The sequence below is a fragment of the Streptomyces sp. NPDC001732 genome, from assembly GCF_053596315.1.
Genome location: NZ_JBSFFY010000003.1, coordinates 50729 through 67487, shown reverse-complemented (window position 1 = coordinate 67487; position 16759 = coordinate 50729). Strand labels below are relative to the sequence as shown.

Sequence of the window (16759 nt, the reverse complement as noted above, 5' to 3'; positions counted from 1 at the left end):
CACGGGGACTACCGGCGCTCGTGGACCCGCACCACCCGCAGCGCGGGCGAACGCATGATGTCCTTCTCGCAGAACCGGGACGTCACCCAGCGCTCGCCCGAGTACAGCTCGGTCTGGTCGCTGTAGTGCGCCGAGCCCGGGTCGGAGGACTGGGAGTACGTGAGCAGGGTGCGCGCCACCGGGCACCGGCTCCCGTCCCAGCCGACCGCCTGGACGTAGCTGGAACCGGCCGACACCTCCCGGTAGGAGCCGGCCGCCGCGTCCCACACCGGCTCGGTCTTGTTCCAGATGCCGAGCGACTCCGTGCCGCCGCCGACCGGGATGCGCCGACCGTTCCGCTCGACCCACTGGTGCCGGCCCAGCGGCGCGTCCAGCGCGGTACCGGCCGCCCGGAGTTCGGCCACCGCGTCGGCGAGCGCCCGGGTGACGCCGGGCGCCGAGACGTTCAGCGTGTTCGGGGTGGCGACCGGATCGGCGGGGGAGAAGGGCACCTTCCACAGCTCGGCCGCCGGGACCGTGCCCGCCACCCTGCGCCACAACCGGTCGAAGAGCAGCGCGCCCCGGCTGCCGGTGTCCACCTTCCGGTCCCAGCGCCGCAGCACCTCGCACGCCGCCGACACGTCCACCGCCGCGCCGTCGCTGCCGGTCGCCCGGCCGCCGGGCAGCGCGGCGCAGGCGTCCGCCAGGTCCGCCGCGGCCAGTTCACCGGCCGGCGCGCGGTTGGCGAACTGCTGCCGCTGGAGATCCGCCACGGTCAGCCCGCCCCGCGCCGCCATCGCCGACACGTCCTCGACCGCGCCCCGGGTCCGCACCGAACGGGGCGTGCCGATCGTGCCGAAGATCCGCTCGTAGCCGGTCAGCGGCGCGTCCGCGTTCGTCAGCCAGGCGCTGTCGTTGGAGTTCTCCACGTACGGGGCGTCCTCCAGGGTGGGCATCCGGTCCGGCCCGAAGATGCCCGGCTGCACGGCGCCCGGGTCCGAGCCCGGCGCGCAGTCGCCCCGCGAACCGTCCAGCACCGCGAGCCCGGACGCCGGATACGTCGCCCTGCCCAGCGGGGTGGAGCACCGCTGGGCGAGTTCGTCCGTGATCCGCGGCAGCACCTGCGACTGCGAGAAGAAGGAGTGCCCGGCGGAGTCGGCCGCGACGGTGTTCACCCACGGCAGCCCCTGCGTGCGGCGCAGCGCGGCCCGGACGTCCGCAGTGCTGCGCGCCCTGCTGAAGCCCAGGCCCGCGTCCGAGAACCGCAGGTTCACGGCGTTCGGGTCGTTGAGCGCGTACGCGGTCGTCGCCGTCCACGGCAGCGGCAGCCCGGCACCGAACGAGGTGACCACCGGCCCGTACCGGGTCCACCACTGGGTGCGGGTCACCGTGCCGCCGCCCTTCACCGCCACCGACACCGTGCGCTTCGTCATCCGCTCGGGCCGGCCGTCCACCAGGTACACGGTCGGGTCGGCCGGATCGAGAGCGAGCTGGTGGAGGTTGAGCGGCACACCGGTGGCCACGGTGTGGCTCCACGCGAGGTGCGCGTTGTGCCCGATCGACACGGTCGGCGCGCCCAGCAGCGAACCGCCCGCCACGTTCAGCTCACCGGGGATCGTCTGCTGCGACTGCCAGAACCGCCGCCCGCCCTGCCAGGGGTAGTGCGGATTGCCGAGCAGCAGGCCCCGCCCGCCGGCCGTCGTGTCGCCGCGGAACGCGACCGCGTTGGAACCCATGTCCGCGTTCCGCGTCGACAGCAGCCGCCGGGCCGCGTCCGCCGCGTCGCCGGGCGACGGGACACCGGAGGGCCGGGCCTCGCCCGCGGGCGGCTCGGCGGCCGTGATCCCGTCGACGGTGCGCCCCTGACCGCCGAGCACCGAGAGCGCGTAACCGCGCATCACCACGTCCAGCGTCGTCACCGGGCGCACCCAGTCGGCGCCCCGGCAGGCCGGGTCGTCGATCCGGTTCTGTGCCAGCCAGGCGTTGTAACCGGCCGCCCAGCCGCGTTCCAGTTCCTTGACGTCCCGGCTCTGCCCCGCCGGAGCGGGCGCCTCCAGCAGCTTCTCCACGGTGCGGCTCGCGCGGACCCCGCGGAAGTAGAGGTCGCTGGAGAGGTTCTTCGCCGCGGAGGACAGCGAACCGTCCGGGGCCGCGTCCGGGCCGAAGTACCGTGACCGCTCGCCGCGCAGGGTCACGAAGCCGTCGGCGAGCGTGCACACCTGGTCGGCGGCCTGGGCCCAGCCGTTGCCGAAGCCCAGGTTCGCGTAGTCCTTCGCCACGATGTGCGCAATGCCGTACTCGGTGTAGCGGATCGTGGCCGACAGCCCGCCGCCCGACGGACGGTGGGAACGGTGCGGGCCGTCGGCCGCCGCCGGGGGCAGCGAGGCCGAAACGGTGAACAGCGCGAGGCCGGATATCGCGAGGAGTCTCAGACGGTTGCGGAGCGGCAACGGTCCTCCCAACTGTGCGGGTGCGAAAGGCGATTGCCCGAGGGTTCGAGTCGCCACGCGTCACTCAGCCAGCACCCCCGCACCCCTGTCAACCTCCTCACCGGAGCCCGAACACTTGACCACCGCGTTCCGGCCGCCCAGGATCACGCCATGACAGGTGTACGGAGCAGCACAGTCGACGGAGTCGTGGCCCGCAGCGCCCGACGCACCCCCGGGCGCACCGCCGTGCGGTACGCGGACAGGTCGTGGAGCTACGCGGATCTCGACACGGCCGTCAGCACCGCGGCGGCCGTCCTCACCGGCGAGCACGGCCTGCGGCCCGGCGACCGGGTCGCCTCCTACGCGCACAACTCCGACGCCTATCTGATCGGCTACCTCGCCTGCGCCCGCGCGGGCCTGGTCCACGTGCCGGTCAACCAGAACCTCACCGGCGACGACCTCGCGTACATCCTCGGCCAGTCGGGCAGCGCCCTCGTCCTCACCGACCCGGACCTCGCCGACCGGGTCCCCGCCGCGTTCCCCGTGCGCCCGCTGCGCGACGCGCCGGACTCCCTCCTCGACGCCACCGCCACCCCGCGCCCCTTCGTCCCCGAACACGAACCGGCCGCGGGAGACCTCGTCCAGCTGCTCTACACCTCGGGCACCACCGCCCTGCCCAAGGGCGCGATGATGACGCACGGCGCCCTCGTGCACGAGTACGTCAGCGCGATCACGGCGCTCGACCTGCGCGCCACCGACCGGCCCGTCCACTCCCTGCCGCTCTACCACTCCGCGCAGATGCACGTGTTCCTGCTGCCCTACCTCGCGGTCGGCGCGCAGAACACCATCCTGGACTCGCCCGACGTGGACCGGATCTTCGACCTCGTCGAGACGGGACAGGCCGACAGCGTCTTCGCCCCGCCGACCGTCTGGATCGGCATCTCCCGGCACCCCGGCTTCGCCACCCGCGAGCTCGGCGGCCTGCGCAAGGCGTACTACGGTGCGTCGATCATGCCCGTGCCCGTGCTGGAACGGCTGCGCGAACGACTGCCCGCCCTCGCCTTCTACAACTGCTTCGGGCAGAGCGAGATCGGCCCGCTCGCCACCGTCCTCGGACCGGACGAGCACGAGGGCCGGATGGACTCCTGCGGCAGGCCCGTCCTCTTCGTCGAGGCCAAGGTCGTCGACGAGGACGGCAAGGAGGTCCCCGACGGCACGGCCGGCGAGGTGGTCTACCGCTCGCCCCAGCTGTGCGAGGGCTACTGGGACAAGCCCGAGGAGAGCGCGGAGGCGTTCCGCGACGGCTGGTTCCACTCCGGCGACCTCGCGGTGCGCGACGCCGAGGGCTTCTTCACCGTCGTCGACCGGGTGAAGGACGTCATCAACTCCGGCGGCGTCCTGGTCGCCTCCCGGCAGGTCGAGGACGCCCTCTACACCCACCCCGCCGTCGCCGAGGCCGCGGTCGTCGGGCTGCCCGACGAACGCTGGATCGAGGCCGTCACCGCCGTCGTCGTCCTGCGCGGGGACGCCACGCCGGACGAGCTCATCGCGCACGCCCGCGAGCGGCTCGCCCACTTCAAGGCCCCCAAGAAGGTCCTCTTCGTGGACGAGCTGCCGCGCAACGCCAGCGGGAAGATCCTCAAGCGGGAGCTGCGGGACCGGTTCGCGTCCTGAGAGCCCGCCGGGCGACCCGACGACCGGGCGGCCGTGCCCGGTCGGGGGTCGCCCGACAGGCCCCGGGGTGCTACCGCGGCTCGCGCTCGTCCACGATCCGCCGGAATTTGCCCACCGAGCGCTCCAGCGTCCCGGGGTCGACGATCTCGACCCCGACCGACACCCCGATCCCGTCCTTGACGGCCGCCGCGACCGACTCCGCGGCGGCCGTCCGCTGCTCCGGGCCGGCCTCCGCCCGCGCCTCCGCCCGCACGGTCAGCACGTCGAGCCGGCCCTCGCGGGTCAGCCGCAGCTGGAAGTGCGGGGCCACCCCCGGGGTGCGCAGCACGATCTCCTCGATCTGTGTCGGAAAGAGGTTCACTCCGCGCAGGATCACCAGGTCGTCGCTGCGCCCGGTCACCTTCTCCATCCGCCGGAACACCCGGGCGGTGCCCGGCAGCAGCCGGGTCAGGTCCCGGGTCCGGTAGCGGATCACCGGCATGGCCTCCTTGGTGAGCGAGGTGAAGACCAGTTCGCCCTCCTCGCCCTCGGGCAGCACCTCGCCGGTGAACGGGTCGACGACCTCCGGATAGAAGTGGTCCTCCCAGATGTGCAGCCCGTCCTTCGTCTCGACGCACTCCTGCGCGACGCCGGGGCCCATCACCTCCGAGAGCCCGTAGATGTCCACCGCGTCGATGGCGAACCGCTCCTCGATCTCGCGCCGCATCTCCTGCGTCCACGGCTCGGCCCCGAAGATCCCGACCTTCAGCGAGGTGGTGCGCGGATCGACGCCCTGCCGCTCGAACTCGTCGAGGAGCGTCAGCATGTACGACGGGGTCACCATGATGATCTCGGGGCGGAAGTCCTGGATCAGCCGGACCTGCCGGGCGGTCATGCCGCCGGAGGCGGGAACGACCGTGCAGCCGAGCCGCTCCGCCCCGTAGTGCGCCCCGAGCCCGCCGGTGAACAGCCCGTACCCGTACGCCACGTGGACCTTCTGGCCGGGGCGCCCGCCCGCGGCCCGGATCGAGCGCGCGACCACATCGGCCCAGGTGTCCAGATCCCGCTGGGTGTAGCCGACGACGGTCGGCCGGCCCGTGGTCCCGCTGGACGCGTGGATGCGCCGCACCTGCTCCTCGGGGACGGCGAACATGCCGAAGGGGTAGTTGTCCCGCAGATCGGCCTTGGTCGTGAAGGGGAAGCGCGCGAGGTCGGCGAGCGACCGGCAGTCCTGCGGCCGCAGCCCGGCCGCGTCGAACGCGGCCCGGTAGTGGCCGACGTTCTCGTACGCGTGGCGCAGCGTGGCCCGCAGCCGCTCCAGCTGGAGTGCCTCCAGCTCGTCCCGGCCCAGTCGTTCCGCCTCGTCCAGCAGAGCCGTCATCGGGATCTCCCTCTTCCGAGCAGACGACCGATCATTCGGTCGATCTTTCGACAGCAGTAATTCAGGCCACGGTGCCCCGTGGCAAGAGGGGTGGCGGGGTGGATCCGGAGCACGGCTTCGCTCATACCGAACAGGGCCGCACCGCCCGGCCGGGCCTGTTTGGATGGCGGGCATGCCGACCTTTCACGCGTACGACGGGACCGAGCTCTCCTACCGCCTCCTGGGGGAGGGCACACCGCTGATCTGCCTGCCGGGCGGGCCGATGCGGGCGGGCGAGTACCTGGGGGACCTCGGCGGGCTCGCCGCCCGCCGTCGGCTCGTGGTGCTGGACCTGCGCGGCTCCGGGGACTCCGCGGTGCCGGACGACCCGTCGACGTACCGCTGCGACCGGCTGGTCGACGACGTCGAGGCGCTGCGCGTCCACCTCGGCGAGGAGCGCATCGACCTGCTCGCCCACTCCGCCGCCGGCAACCTCGCCGCGCTTTACGCCGCCCGCCACCCGAAGCGGCTGCGGACGCTCACGCTCGTCACCCCCGGCACCCTGGCGGTGGGCATCGAGGCCACCGAGCAGGACTGGTACGAGGCGAGCGAACTCAGGCGCGACGAACCCTGGTACCCGGCCGCACGGGCCGCCCTGGGCGACTTCCTGGCGGGGAACGCCCCGGACGAGGTCCGGGAGGCTGTCGCGCCGCTCGTCTACGGGCGCTGGGACGAGGCCGCCCGTGCCCATGCCGCGGCCGGCCCCGGGCAGACCAACTCCGGTGCCGCCGCCTTCTATTACGCGGACGAGGCATTCGACCCGGCCGCCACGGGAGCCGCGCTGGCCGCGGTCACCGCACCGGTGCTCGTCCTCGCGGGGGAGTACGACGCAGGGCCCACCCCGGACCGCGCCGCCGAACTGGTCGCGTACTTCCCGAACGCCGAGTTCGTCGTGCAGCGCGGCGCCGCGCACTTCCCCTGGCTGGACGACCCGGGCGCCTTCGTCCGCACGGTGGAGGCGTTCCTCGACCCGGACGTGCACAGCGTGCAGGTCGGCGGCATCCGGCTCGCCTACCGGGTGTGGGGGGATCCGTCGGCACCGCCCGTCGTGCTCGCCCACGGCCGCTGCGGCGACAGCCGCACCTGGACCCGGATCGCCGAGGCCCTCGCGGCCGAGCACCGGGTGTATGCCTTCGACTTCCGCGGCCACGGGCTCAGCGACTGGCCCGGACGCTACTCCTTCGAACTCTTCCGGGACGACCTGCACGCCTTCCTGGAGGCCCGCAACCTGGCGGGGGCCACCGTCGTCGGGCACTCCATGGGAGGCACGGCCGCCTTCCTGCTCGCCGAGCGGGAGCCGGGGCTGATCGGCCGTCTCGTCCTGGAGGAGGTGCCGCCGCCCTTCCCGCTCGACCCGCCCCGCGGCATCGCCGAACGGCCCGAGGGGGAGCTGGACTTCGACTGGCCGGTGGTGCCGTCGACCGATGCCCAGCTCAACGCGCCGGACCCCGGGGCGCGGGAACGCCTCGGGGACATCACCGCCCCGACCCTCGTCGTGGGCGGCGGCCCCACCAGCCCGATCGCCCAGGAGAGGCTGGTCCGGATGGCGGGGCGGATACCCGGCGGCCGGTTCACCACCGTCGACGCCGGCCACCTCGTCCACACCGAACGGCCGGACGCCTTCCTCGCGGCGCTGAGGGAGTTCGGCCTGTCCTGAGCGCCCGAACGCCTGAGAGCCCGAGCGCCCGAGCGGCGGGCGACGGGCGGCGGCGGGTCAGGACCGGTGCAGCAGGGTGGTCAGGACCTCGCGCAAAGTGGCCTCGGCGTCGTCGGCCGGGCCCGTCGAACGCCAGGCGACGAAGCCGTCGGGGCGCACCAGCACGGCGCCCTCGGCCGTCGTCCCGTGCGCCCCGGCCCAGTCCGCACCGTCCTCCGGCTCCAGATCGGCGCCCGGCCCGATCCCGTACGTCCGGAGCCGCACCGCCAGCCGCTTCGCGACCCGGGCCGCTGCCCGGCGCCACACCGTGTCCGTACCGTCGGTGAGCAGCACCCACGTACGCTCGTACAGATCCAGGGTGGACTTGCGATCACCGCCCTGACGTACCCACAGATGAGGGGCGCGACTGCCGGGGCGGCCGTCCAGCTGCATGCCCTGCGGCACCACCGGATCCTGCGGGTCGACGCCGAGCACGGCACCGCGGACATAGCGGTAGCCCAGCGCCACGGTGAGCATCCCGCCCTGCTTCCCGCCGCCCACGCCCGGCGCCGCGGAATACCCCGGGTGACTGTGCTCGCCGGAGCGCGCCGACGCCCGCGAGCTCGTCGCCCGCGCCACCGGCAGCCGCTCCGCCCCGTAGGTGTCCAGCAGCCCCGGACCCGCCTCGCCCTTCAGCACGGCGGCCAGCTTCCAGGCCAGGTTGTGCGCGTCCTGGATGCCGGTGTTGGAACCGAACGCCCCGGTGGGGGACATCTCGTGGGCGGAGTCACCGGCGAGGAAGACCCGTCCGGACGAGTACCGCTCGGCGACCCGCTCCGCCGCGTGCCACGGTGCCTTGCCGGTGATCTCGATGTCGATGCCTGGCGCGCCGACCGCCGTACGGATGTGCTCGGCACACCGCTCGTCGGTGAAGTCCTCCAGGGTTTCTCCGAGTTGGGGCTGCCACGGCGCGTGGAACACCCATTCCTTCTTGTTGTCGACCGGCAACAGGGCACCGTCCGCAGCGGGGTTGGTCAGATAGCAGACGATGAAGCGCCGGTCGCCCAGCACATCGGCGAGCTGCCGGGAGCGGAAGGTGATGCTCACGTTGTGGAAGAGGTCGCCGGGCCCCGTACGGCCGATGCGCAGCTGCTCACGGATCGGGCTGCGCGGCCCGTCGGCCGCGATCAGGTAGTCCGCCCGGACACTGATGTGCTCCCCGGTCTCCCGGTTCTTGAGCGCCGCGTCCACCCCCGACGGGTCCTGCTCGAAGCTCTGCATCTCGGTGGAGAACCGCAGGTCGCCGCCCTGCTGGCGGGCCAGCTCCACCAGCACGGGCTCCAGGTCGTTCTGGCTGCACAGGCACCAGCCGGTCGGGCTGAAGCGGGCGATCCCGCCCCCCGGGTCGATCTCCCTGAACAGCCACTCCTGATCGTCCCCGGTCAGCGAACCGGCCTGCAGGATGCCGTGGTTGTCGGCGAGGACCGAGGCCGCCCGCCGGATGCCCGCCTCGGCCCCCGCCGTGCGGAACACCTCCATCGTGCGTACGTTGTTGCCGCGGCCGCGCGGATGGGTCGAGGTGGCCTGGTGTTTCTCGACCAGCAGGTGCTCGATGCCGAGCCGGCCGAGGAAGAGGGAGGCGGACAGCCCCACCAGGGATCCGCCCACGATGAGGACCGGCACACGGATGTCGACGTTCTCGTTCATCAGTTGCTCCAGCTCGGACGCCGTTCGGATGCCTTGTTCAATGCCCTGGTGAGAGCGGTTCGGACGCCCGCTCACCTGAACGGTTCATAAATCTCGCGCCACCCGGACCAGCGTTTAACGATCGGTCACGGAGACGACGCCCGCGGTCCTCGGACGGACCATCCACACCCGCCGTGAGAGTCCCCGCTCCGAAACCCACTCGCCAATCGACGGTTCCCGGCGTGCCACCCGGCAGGCCACGGAACCGTCTCGAAGGAGACCGAAAGATGACCACCACCCTCTCGGAGCGGATCTCCCAGTCCGCCTTCGACGGCTCCCGGCTGCGCGTCGTGCTGCTGCTGGACCTGTACGACGGGGCCCAGCAGCAGTTCCTGGAGGCGTACGAACACCTGCGCAACCAGGTGGCCTCCGTACCCGGGCACATCAGCGACCAGCTGTGCCAGTCCATCGAGAACCCCTCGCAGTGGCTGATCACCAGCGAGTGGGACAGCGCGCCGCCGTTCCTCGCCTGGGTGAACAGCGAGGAGCACGTCGCGACGGTACAGCCGCTGCACAACTGCGTCCGCGACACCCGTTCGCTGCGCTTCAGCGTCCTGCGGGAGACCGGAAGGGCCTTCGAGCTGGCGCCCGAGTCGGCCAAGGCGGGGCTCCAGTCCTCCCCGCGCCTGGGCGACGGCGTGGTGCGCCACGCGCTCACCTTCACCGTCAAACCGGGCACCGAGGACATCGTGGCGAAGATCCTGGCCGACTACGACTCCCCGAACGCGCGGGTCGACGAGGACACCAGGCTGCGCCGCACCTCGCTCTTCATGCACGGAAACCGGGTCGTGCGGGCCATCGAGGTCGAGGGCGACCTGCTCGCCGCCCTGCGCCACGTCTCCCGCCAGCCCGAGGTCCGGGCCGTCGAGGAGGCCATCAACCCGTACCTGGAGCAGGACCGGGACCTCACCGACCCGGACTCCGCCCGGATGTTCTTCACCCGGGCGGCGCTCCCGACCGTCCACCACGTGACCGCGGGCCGCCACAATGCCGAGGACGTCCGCAGGCACGCCCTCTTCTACCAGGCCAAGGAAGGCTGCGGCATGGCACTCGCCCGGCTCCTCGCCGAGCACGACGAGGAGGCGGCCGACGACCCGGCGAGCATCATCGACAGCAGCACCATCTTCCAGCGCGACGACGTCGTCGTGCGCCTCCTCGAAGCGGTGGAACCGATCGACGCGCAGGCCGCCCAGGCGGTCGGCATCGACGGTCCCGGCAAGGTGGCCAGGCTCGGACGTCTCCTCGACGGCCGTACCAATGCCGTGCCCGCGAACGAGCAGGAGATCTCGGACTTCCTCGCACAGTCCGAGATGACCCTGATCACGGACCGCCGGGCCGTGGAGTCCTGAACCGCGCATCCGCCCCCTGGGGGGTTCTCGCTCAACCCGTCGACACAACGCGCAATGCGCCAGGAGGAAAACAGTCATGACCATGCACCGGCCACGCATCGTGGACCTCAGCGAGACGCAGCCCAACCGCAGGCGAGGAGGCGACCTTCGCGCCATGCTCACACCGACCGCGGTGGGAGCCACCAGCGGCTTCATGGGACTCGCCATCGTTCAGCCCGGCGACCGCATCGGCGAGCACTACCACCCGTACTCCGAGGAGTTCGTGTACGTCGTGAACGGTCTCCTGGAAGTGGACCTGGACGGTGAGCCGTACCGGATGAAGTCCGACCAGGGACTGCTGATCCCGACCCATGTACGCCACCGATTCCGCAACGTGGGCGATGTCGAGGCCCGCATGGTCTTCCACCTCGGACCGCTCGCCCCGCGCCCGGAACTCGGCCACGTCGACACCGAGGAGACGGAATCCGACGAGCACGTCGCGCCGCCGGAACGAACCGAGGCGGCCTCATGACCCGCCGCGTCGCGGTCACCGGCATCGGCGTCGTCGCCCCCGGCGGCGTCGGTACGCCGGCCTTCTGGGACCTCCTCGCGAACGGGCGCACCGCGACCAGGGGCATCACGCTCTTCGACCCGACCGGCTTCCGTTCCCGCATCGCCGCCGAGTGCGACTTCGACCCGGCGGCGCACGGACTGGACGCGGACACGATCGCCCGGTCGGACCGCTACATCCAGTTCGCGATGGTGGCCGCCAGGGAAGCCCTCGACGACGCGGGCCTGGACGTGGAGAAGGTGGACCCCTGGCGCATGGGGGTGTCACTGGGCACCGCGGTCGGCGGCACCACCCGGCTGGAGCACGACTACGTCGCCGTCAGCGGCAGCGGCGCCCGCTGGGACGTCGACCCCGGCCCGGCGGGCCCGCACCTGGAGCGGGCCTTCTCGCCCAGCTCCCTCGCCTCGGCGGTGGCCGAGCAGGTCGGCGCGCACGGCCCGGTGCAGACCGTCTCCACCGGCTGCACCTCGGGCCTCGACGCGATCGGCTACGCCTTCCACTCCATCGAGGAGGGCCGCGTCGACGTGTGCGTGGCCGGGGCCTCGGACTCCCCGATCACCCCGATCACCGTGGCGTGCTTCGACGCGATCAAGGCCACCTCGGCGAACAACGACGACCCGGAGCACGCCTCCCGGCCGTTCGACGCCCGCCGCGACGGCTTCGTCATGGGCGAGGGCGGCGCCGTCCTCGTCCTGGAGGAGCTGGAACACGCACGGGCCCGCGGTGCCACCGTGTACTGCGAGATCTCGGGCTACGCCACCTTCGGCAACGCCTACCACATGACCGGTCTGACGCCCGAGGGGCTGGAGATGGCCGAGGCGATCAACCGGGCGCTGGACCATGCCCGGATGGACGGCTCGCAGATCGACTACGTCAACGCGCACGGCTCGGGCACCAAGCAGAACGACCGGCACGAGACGGCGGCCGTGAAACGGGCGCTGGGCGCGCACGCCCACGACATCCCGATGAGCTCGATCAAGTCGATGGTCGGTCACTCGCTCGGGGCCATCGGGGCCATAGAAATCGCGGCCTGCGTGCTCGCCCTGGTCCACCAGACGGTGCCGCCGACGGCGAACTACGAGAACCCCGACCCCGAGTGCGACCTCGACTACGTGCCGCGCACTGCACGCCCGCTGAAGCTGCGCAGCGTCCTCTCGGTGGGCAGCGGCTTCGGCGGCTTCCAGTCCGCGGTGGCCCTGACCCGGCCAGGTGGGAGGACACCATGAGAACCCGCAAAGCCCGGCGCACCGTCGTCACCGGCATCGGTGTCGTCGCCCCCAACGGCACCAACACCGAAGCCTTCTGGAAGCGGACGCACGAAGGAATGAGCGTCCTCGACCGGGTCACCCGCGAGGGGTGCGAACACCTGCCGCTGAAGGTCGCGGGAGAGGTGCGCGGTTTTGAGCCGGCCGAACTGATCGAGGAACGCTACCTCGTCCAGACCGACCGGTTCACGCACTTCGCGATGGCCGCCGCGGACATCGCGCTGGACGACGCCCGGCTGGGCCGCGCCGACTACGAGAACTCCCCGTTCGACGTCGGCGTGGTCACCGCGGCCGGCTCCGGCGGCGGCGAGTTCGGCCAGCGCGAACTCCAGCGGCTGTGGGGGCAGGGCTCCACCTATGTGGGCCCCTACCAGTCCATCGCCTGGTTCTACGCGGCCAGCACCGGCCAGATCTCGATCCGCGGCGGCTTCAAGGGCCCCTGCGCGGTCGTGGCCAGCGACGAGGCGGGCGGCCTGGACGCGCTGGCGCACGCCTCCCGCTCGATCCGCGGCGGCACCGAAGCGGTGGTGGTCGGCGCGGCCGAGGCCCCGCTGGCGCCCTACTCGGTCGTCTGCCAGCTCGGATACGCGGACCTGAGCACCGTCGACGACCCGCTCCGCGCCTACCGGCCGTTCACCTCGGGCGCCTGCGGCTTCGTGCCCGCCGAGGGCGGGGCGATGCTGGTGGTCGAGGAGGAGGAGTCGGCACGCCGGCGCGGCGCCAAGGTGCGGGCCGAACTCGCCGGACACGCCGCCACGTTCACCGGGGCGGCCAGGTGGGAGGAGTCCCGCGAGGGCCTCGCCCAGGCGATCATCGGAGCGCTGCGGGAGGCCGACTGCGCCCCCGACGAGATCGACGTCGTCTTCGCGGACGCCCTCGGCGTACCGGCCGCCGACCGGGCCGAGGCACTCGCGATCGCGGACGCGCTCGGCGCGCACGGCACCCGGGTACCGGTGACGGCGCCCAAGACCGGGACCGGGCGCGCGTACTGCGGCGCACCGGTGCTGGACGTGGCCGCCGCCGTGCTCTCCATGGAGAACGCGCTCATACCGCCGACCCCGAACGTCTACGAGGTGTGCCACGACCTCGACGTGGTCACCGGCTGCGCCCGCCCCGCCGAACTGCGGACGGCGCTGGTGCTCAGCCGCGGGCTGATGGGCTCGAACGCGGCGATGGTGCTGCGGGGCTCCACCGACACCCAATCGTGAGAAGGAGAAGTCCTCATGACCGACCGACTGACCTACACGGAACTCGCCGCCCTGATGAAGAAGGGCGCCGGTCTCACCGTCGACCCGCGCGACATGGAGAACCGCCCCGGCTCGGCCTTCGACGAGTTCGGCCTCGACTCGCTGGGCCTCCTCGGCATCGTCGGCGTGCTGGAGAACCGGCACGGCCGCGCGCTGCCGGCCGACGCGGACCGCTGCAGGACCCCGCAGGAATTCATCGCCCTCGTCAACAACAGCCTCATGACAGGAGCTTGACATGCCAGGACACACCGAGAACGAGATCACCATCGCCGCCCCCCTGGACCTGGTCTGGGACGTGACGAACGACCTGGAGAACTGGCCGCGGCTCTTCAGCGAGTACGCCTCGGTCGAGATCATCGAACGGAACGGGAACAGCACCACCTTCCGGCTGACGATGCACCCCGACGAGAACGACAAGGTGTGGAGCTGGGTCTCCGAGCGGACCGTGGACCGTGCCGGTCGCACGGTCCGCGCCCGTCGTGTCGAGACCGGCCCGTTCCAGCACATGGACATCCGGTGGCAGTACTCGGAGGTCCCCGGCGGGACGAAGATGCACTGGACCCAGGACTTCGCGATGCGGCCCGACGCCCCCGTCGACGACGCGTGGATGACCGACAACATCAACCGCAACTCCAAGATCCAGATGGAACTCATCCGGGACAAGATCGAGCAGCGTGACCGGGAGCGCCGTACGGCTCCGGCCGGCGCCCGCTGACCCGCCGTCCGCCCACGGCCCGCCACCCGGCCACCCGGCCGGGTGGCGGGCCGGGAACCAGAAAGGCATCTCCCGATGCACCACGCCCTGATCGTCGCCCGGATGGCACCGGGATCGGCGCCGGACATCGCCGAGCTGTTCGCGGCCTCCGACAGCACCGAACTGCCGCACCTCGTCGGCGTCACCAGACGCAAGCTCTTCCAGTTCGGCGACGTGTACCTGCACCTGATCGAGTCGGAGCGCCCGCCGGGCCCCGAGATCGCGAAGGTGACCGGGCACCCGCAGTTCAAGGACATCAGCGAGAAGCTCAGCGCCTATGTCAGCGCCTACGACCCGCAGACCTGGCGCAGCCCCAAGGACGCCATGGCCCACGAGTTCTACCGGTGGGAGCGCGACGCCACCTCCTGAGACGGACGATCGCCCCGGGCCCGGCCGAGAGGCCGGACCCGGGGCGATTTCCTGTCGTGCCCGGGGGAAGGAAGGTCAGTCGGGCACCACGCACTCGAACGCGTGCAGGTAGGCGTTGACCGGGACGACGTCGCCGATCAGCAGCCCGGCGTCCGAGATCCGGGTCACCAGGCTCTCCCTGGTGTGCTTCGCGCCGCCGACGTTGAGGAGCAGCAGCAGGTCCATCGCGGTGGTGAAACGCATCGACGGGGTGTCGTCGACGAGGTTCTCGATGACGACGACCCGGGCTCCCGGGCGGCCCGCGGCGACGACGTTGCGCAGTGTCCTGCGGGTGCTGTCGTCGTCCCACTCCAGGATGTTCTTGATGATGTAGAGGTCGGCCTCGACGGGGATGGCCTCGCGGCAGTCCCCGGCCACGATCCGGGTCCGGTCGACGAGCGCACCCCCGTCCCGCAGCCGGGCGTCGGCCCGCGCCACCACGCCCGGCAGGTCCATCAGGGTGCCGTGGAGCGACGGATGCTTCTCCAGCAGGCTCGCCAGTACGTGCCCCTGGCCCCCGCCGATGTCGGCGACCGAGGACACCCCGGTGAGGTCGAGGAGCTCGGCGACGTCCAGCGCGGACTGCACGCTGGAGGTGGTCATCGCCCGGTTGAAGATCTGCGCGGACTCGTGGGCGTCCTGGTGCAGGTAGTCGAAGAACCCCTTGCCGTGCACGTCCGCGAAGACGCTCCTGCCGGTGCGCACCGCGTCGTCGAGGTGCGGCCAGACGTCCCAGGTCCAGGGCTCGGTGCACCACAGCGAGATGTCGCGCAGGCTGTGGGGGTCGTCCTCGCGCAGCAGGCGGGACATCTCGGTGTGGGCGAACCGTCCGTCGGGGGTCTCGGCGAAGATCCCGTAGCAGGCCAGGGCGCGCAGCAGCCGCCGCAGCGGCACGGCCTCGGCCTTCACCAGCTCCGCGAGCTCCTGCGCGGTGGCGGGCGTCTCGCCCAGCGCGTCGGCGACGCGCAGCCGGGCGGCTGCGCGCACGGCGGCGGCTCTGGCGGCGCCGAAGACGAGTTCGCGCAGCTGCATGGCCGGCTGCGGGGGAGTGACGGGGTGGGGGAGCGCGGCGTGGACGGAGGCGGGCGGGGGGGTGGGACTCACGGTGGTCATACTGTTTCGCTTCTCCTCGGGCGGGGGTGCGCCGGTCAGCACATCCCGGCAGGTGTGGACTTCGCGCAGACGTTGTCGGCGAAGGTGTTGTTCTTGCCGGCGGGGTCCCCGTTGGCGAGGTCGGCCGGCTTGTTGCCGAGTACGACGTTGTCGCTGATGACGTGGCCGGTGTTCTTCGTGCCCACGAAGCTCTTGAACAGCACGATGCCGCCGGACATGGGCGTGTTGCCCGCGTTGTCGCGGATCGTGTTCGAGCGCACCTGGGTGTCCGCGGCGCCGGTGAGCACGATGCCGGAGCCCTGGAGGGCCGACAGCCGTTCGGTCGGGGCGCAGGACTTGTTGTTGCCGGTGATCCGGTTGGACCTGATCGTCATGGCTCCGGCCTGCGGCTTTCCTTCGTCGCCCACGACGAACACACCGCTGCAGTTGCCGGTGACGGTGTTGTCGCGGACCGTCAGGTTCCGTACCCGCCGGGCGGTGAAGCCGATCCGGTTGTCCGCCAGGGTGTTGTTCCGGAGCTCGGTGCCCCGGGTGTCGGTGGCGCCGCCCTCCTCGTCGACGCTGTTCGCGACGAAGATGCCCGCGTCACCGTTGGCGCGGGCAGTGTTGCGCTCGAACACCCCGCGGGTGGAATGCTCCTGGGCGATGCCCCAGACACCGTTGTGTTCGGAGGTCACACCCCGGACGGTCAGCCGGTCGGTCCAGGAGGCCCAGACGCCGTTCTTCTTGAAACCGGAGAGGGTCAGCCCGTCGATGCTCACCCCGTCCATGGTCCGGCCCGCACGGCCCAGCACGCAGATGCCGTTTCCGGCCTGCGCGCAGGCGCCGGTGGCCCGCGTGTCCGGAGTCGGGGGCCGGATCACGGTCCGGCTGCCGGAACCGCGCAGGGTCAGGCCGGGCGTGGTGACCAGGACGCTCTCGCGGTACGTGCCGGGCAGGACGACGACGGTTTCGCCCGACCCGGCGGCGTCCACCGCCTTCTGGATCGACTGACCGGGGTGGACCACGCGCGCGCTCTTGGCGCAGGCGGCCGGAACGATCGCGCCGAGGCCCGCGGCGGAGAGGACCACGACCGGCACAAGGATCTTGATCTTTCGTTTCCTCATGAGCCGAAGCTATGGGCGATCCTCTCCCGTTGCCACATAGGGTGAGCGGATGGGTTCGGAGCGTGCCCGAATGGGTGAGGGTGTGTTTCGAAAGTCCCGTCCGG

Annotated in this window: 14 protein-coding genes; 9 read left to right on the top strand and 5 right to left on the bottom strand. The window is 71.9% G+C overall.

The features are described from left to right. Positions 1 to 8: 8 nt before the first annotated feature. Positions 9 to 2429, bottom strand: a complete 2421-nt coding sequence (locus ACWCXX_RS05315; RefSeq protein ID WP_451124506.1) for a penicillin acylase family protein — start codon at positions 2427 to 2429, stop codon at positions 9 to 11. A 150-nt stretch (positions 2430 to 2579) separates the two neighbouring features. On the opposite strand from ACWCXX_RS05315, the gene ACWCXX_RS05310 reads away from it, so the two are divergent. Further along, on the top strand, positions 2580 to 4082 hold the full coding sequence (locus tag ACWCXX_RS05310; protein WP_451124504.1) for an acyl-CoA synthetase: 1503 nt from the start codon (positions 2580 to 2582) through the stop codon (positions 4080 to 4082). A 70-nt stretch (positions 4083 to 4152) separates the two neighbouring features. Here ACWCXX_RS05310 and paaK read toward each other — a convergent pair whose 3' ends face one another. Further along, positions 4153 to 5442, bottom strand: a complete 1290-nt coding sequence (paaK, locus tag ACWCXX_RS05305; protein WP_451124502.1) for a phenylacetate--CoA ligase PaaK — start codon at positions 5440 to 5442, stop codon at positions 4153 to 4155. Positions 5443 to 5614: 172 nt separating this feature from the next. Here paaK and ACWCXX_RS05300 point away from each other — a divergent pair, with 172 nt between their 5' ends. Then, positions 5615 to 7138, top strand: a complete 1524-nt coding sequence (locus tag ACWCXX_RS05300) for an alpha/beta fold hydrolase (RefSeq protein WP_451124500.1) — start codon at positions 5615 to 5617, stop codon at positions 7136 to 7138. Between the two features lie 57 nt (positions 7139 to 7195). On the opposite strand, the gene ACWCXX_RS05295 is transcribed toward ACWCXX_RS05300, so the two are convergent. After that, on the bottom strand, positions 7196 to 8824 hold the full coding sequence (locus tag ACWCXX_RS05295) for an FAD-dependent oxidoreductase (RefSeq protein ID WP_451124498.1): 1629 nt from the start codon (positions 8822 to 8824) through the stop codon (positions 7196 to 7198). Between the two features lie 266 nt (positions 8825 to 9090). Between ACWCXX_RS05295 and ACWCXX_RS05290 the strand changes: the two genes are divergently transcribed. From ACWCXX_RS05290 to ACWCXX_RS05260, 7 genes are all read left to right on the top strand, one after another. After that, the gene (locus ACWCXX_RS05290; RefSeq protein ID WP_451124496.1) at positions 9091 to 10212 is read left to right on the top strand and encodes a SchA/CurD-like domain-containing protein; all 1122 of its coding nucleotides are present in this window, start codon (positions 9091 to 9093) and stop codon (positions 10210 to 10212) included. A gap of 76 nt (positions 10213 to 10288) precedes the next feature. After that, positions 10289 to 10723, top strand: a complete 435-nt coding sequence (locus ACWCXX_RS05285; RefSeq protein WP_451124494.1) for a cupin domain-containing protein — start codon at positions 10289 to 10291, stop codon at positions 10721 to 10723. Next, the gene (locus tag ACWCXX_RS05280) at positions 10720 to 11988 is read left to right on the top strand and encodes a beta-ketoacyl-[acyl-carrier-protein] synthase family protein (RefSeq protein WP_451124492.1); all 1269 of its coding nucleotides are present in this window, start codon (positions 10720 to 10722) and stop codon (positions 11986 to 11988) included. The genes ACWCXX_RS05285 and ACWCXX_RS05280 overlap by 4 nt, the downstream gene beginning before the upstream one ends. Next, a complete protein-coding gene (locus ACWCXX_RS05275; protein WP_451124490.1) occupies positions 11985 to 13235 on the top strand; it encodes a ketosynthase chain-length factor in 1251 nt (416 codons plus the stop codon). The genes ACWCXX_RS05280 and ACWCXX_RS05275 overlap by 4 nt, the downstream gene beginning before the upstream one ends. A 15-nt stretch (positions 13236 to 13250) precedes the next feature. Continuing rightward, a complete protein-coding gene (locus ACWCXX_RS05270) occupies positions 13251 to 13508 on the top strand; it encodes an acyl carrier protein (RefSeq protein ID WP_451124488.1) in 258 nt (85 codons plus the stop codon). A gap of 1 nt (position 13509) precedes the next feature. Then, positions 13510 to 13989, top strand: coding sequence for an SRPBCC family protein (locus ACWCXX_RS05265; protein WP_451124486.1), 480 nt, complete (start codon positions 13510 to 13512; stop codon positions 13987 to 13989). A 75-nt stretch (positions 13990 to 14064) separates the two neighbouring features. Further along, entirely contained in the window at positions 14065 to 14397 is a 333-nt protein-coding gene (locus ACWCXX_RS05260; protein ID WP_451124484.1) for a TcmI family type II polyketide cyclase, read from the top strand. 75 nt (positions 14398 to 14472) lie between these two features. On the opposite strand, the gene ACWCXX_RS05255 is transcribed toward ACWCXX_RS05260, so the two are convergent. Both ACWCXX_RS05255 and ACWCXX_RS05250 read right to left on the bottom strand, forming a co-directional pair. Next, positions 14473 to 15549, bottom strand: coding sequence for a methyltransferase (locus ACWCXX_RS05255; protein WP_451124482.1), 1077 nt, complete (start codon positions 15547 to 15549; stop codon positions 14473 to 14475). Positions 15550 to 15584: 35 nt separating this feature from the next. Then, on the bottom strand, positions 15585 to 16655 hold the full coding sequence (locus tag ACWCXX_RS05250) for a right-handed parallel beta-helix repeat-containing protein (RefSeq protein WP_451124480.1): 1071 nt from the start codon (positions 16653 to 16655) through the stop codon (positions 15585 to 15587). Positions 16656 to 16759 lie beyond the last annotated feature (104 nt).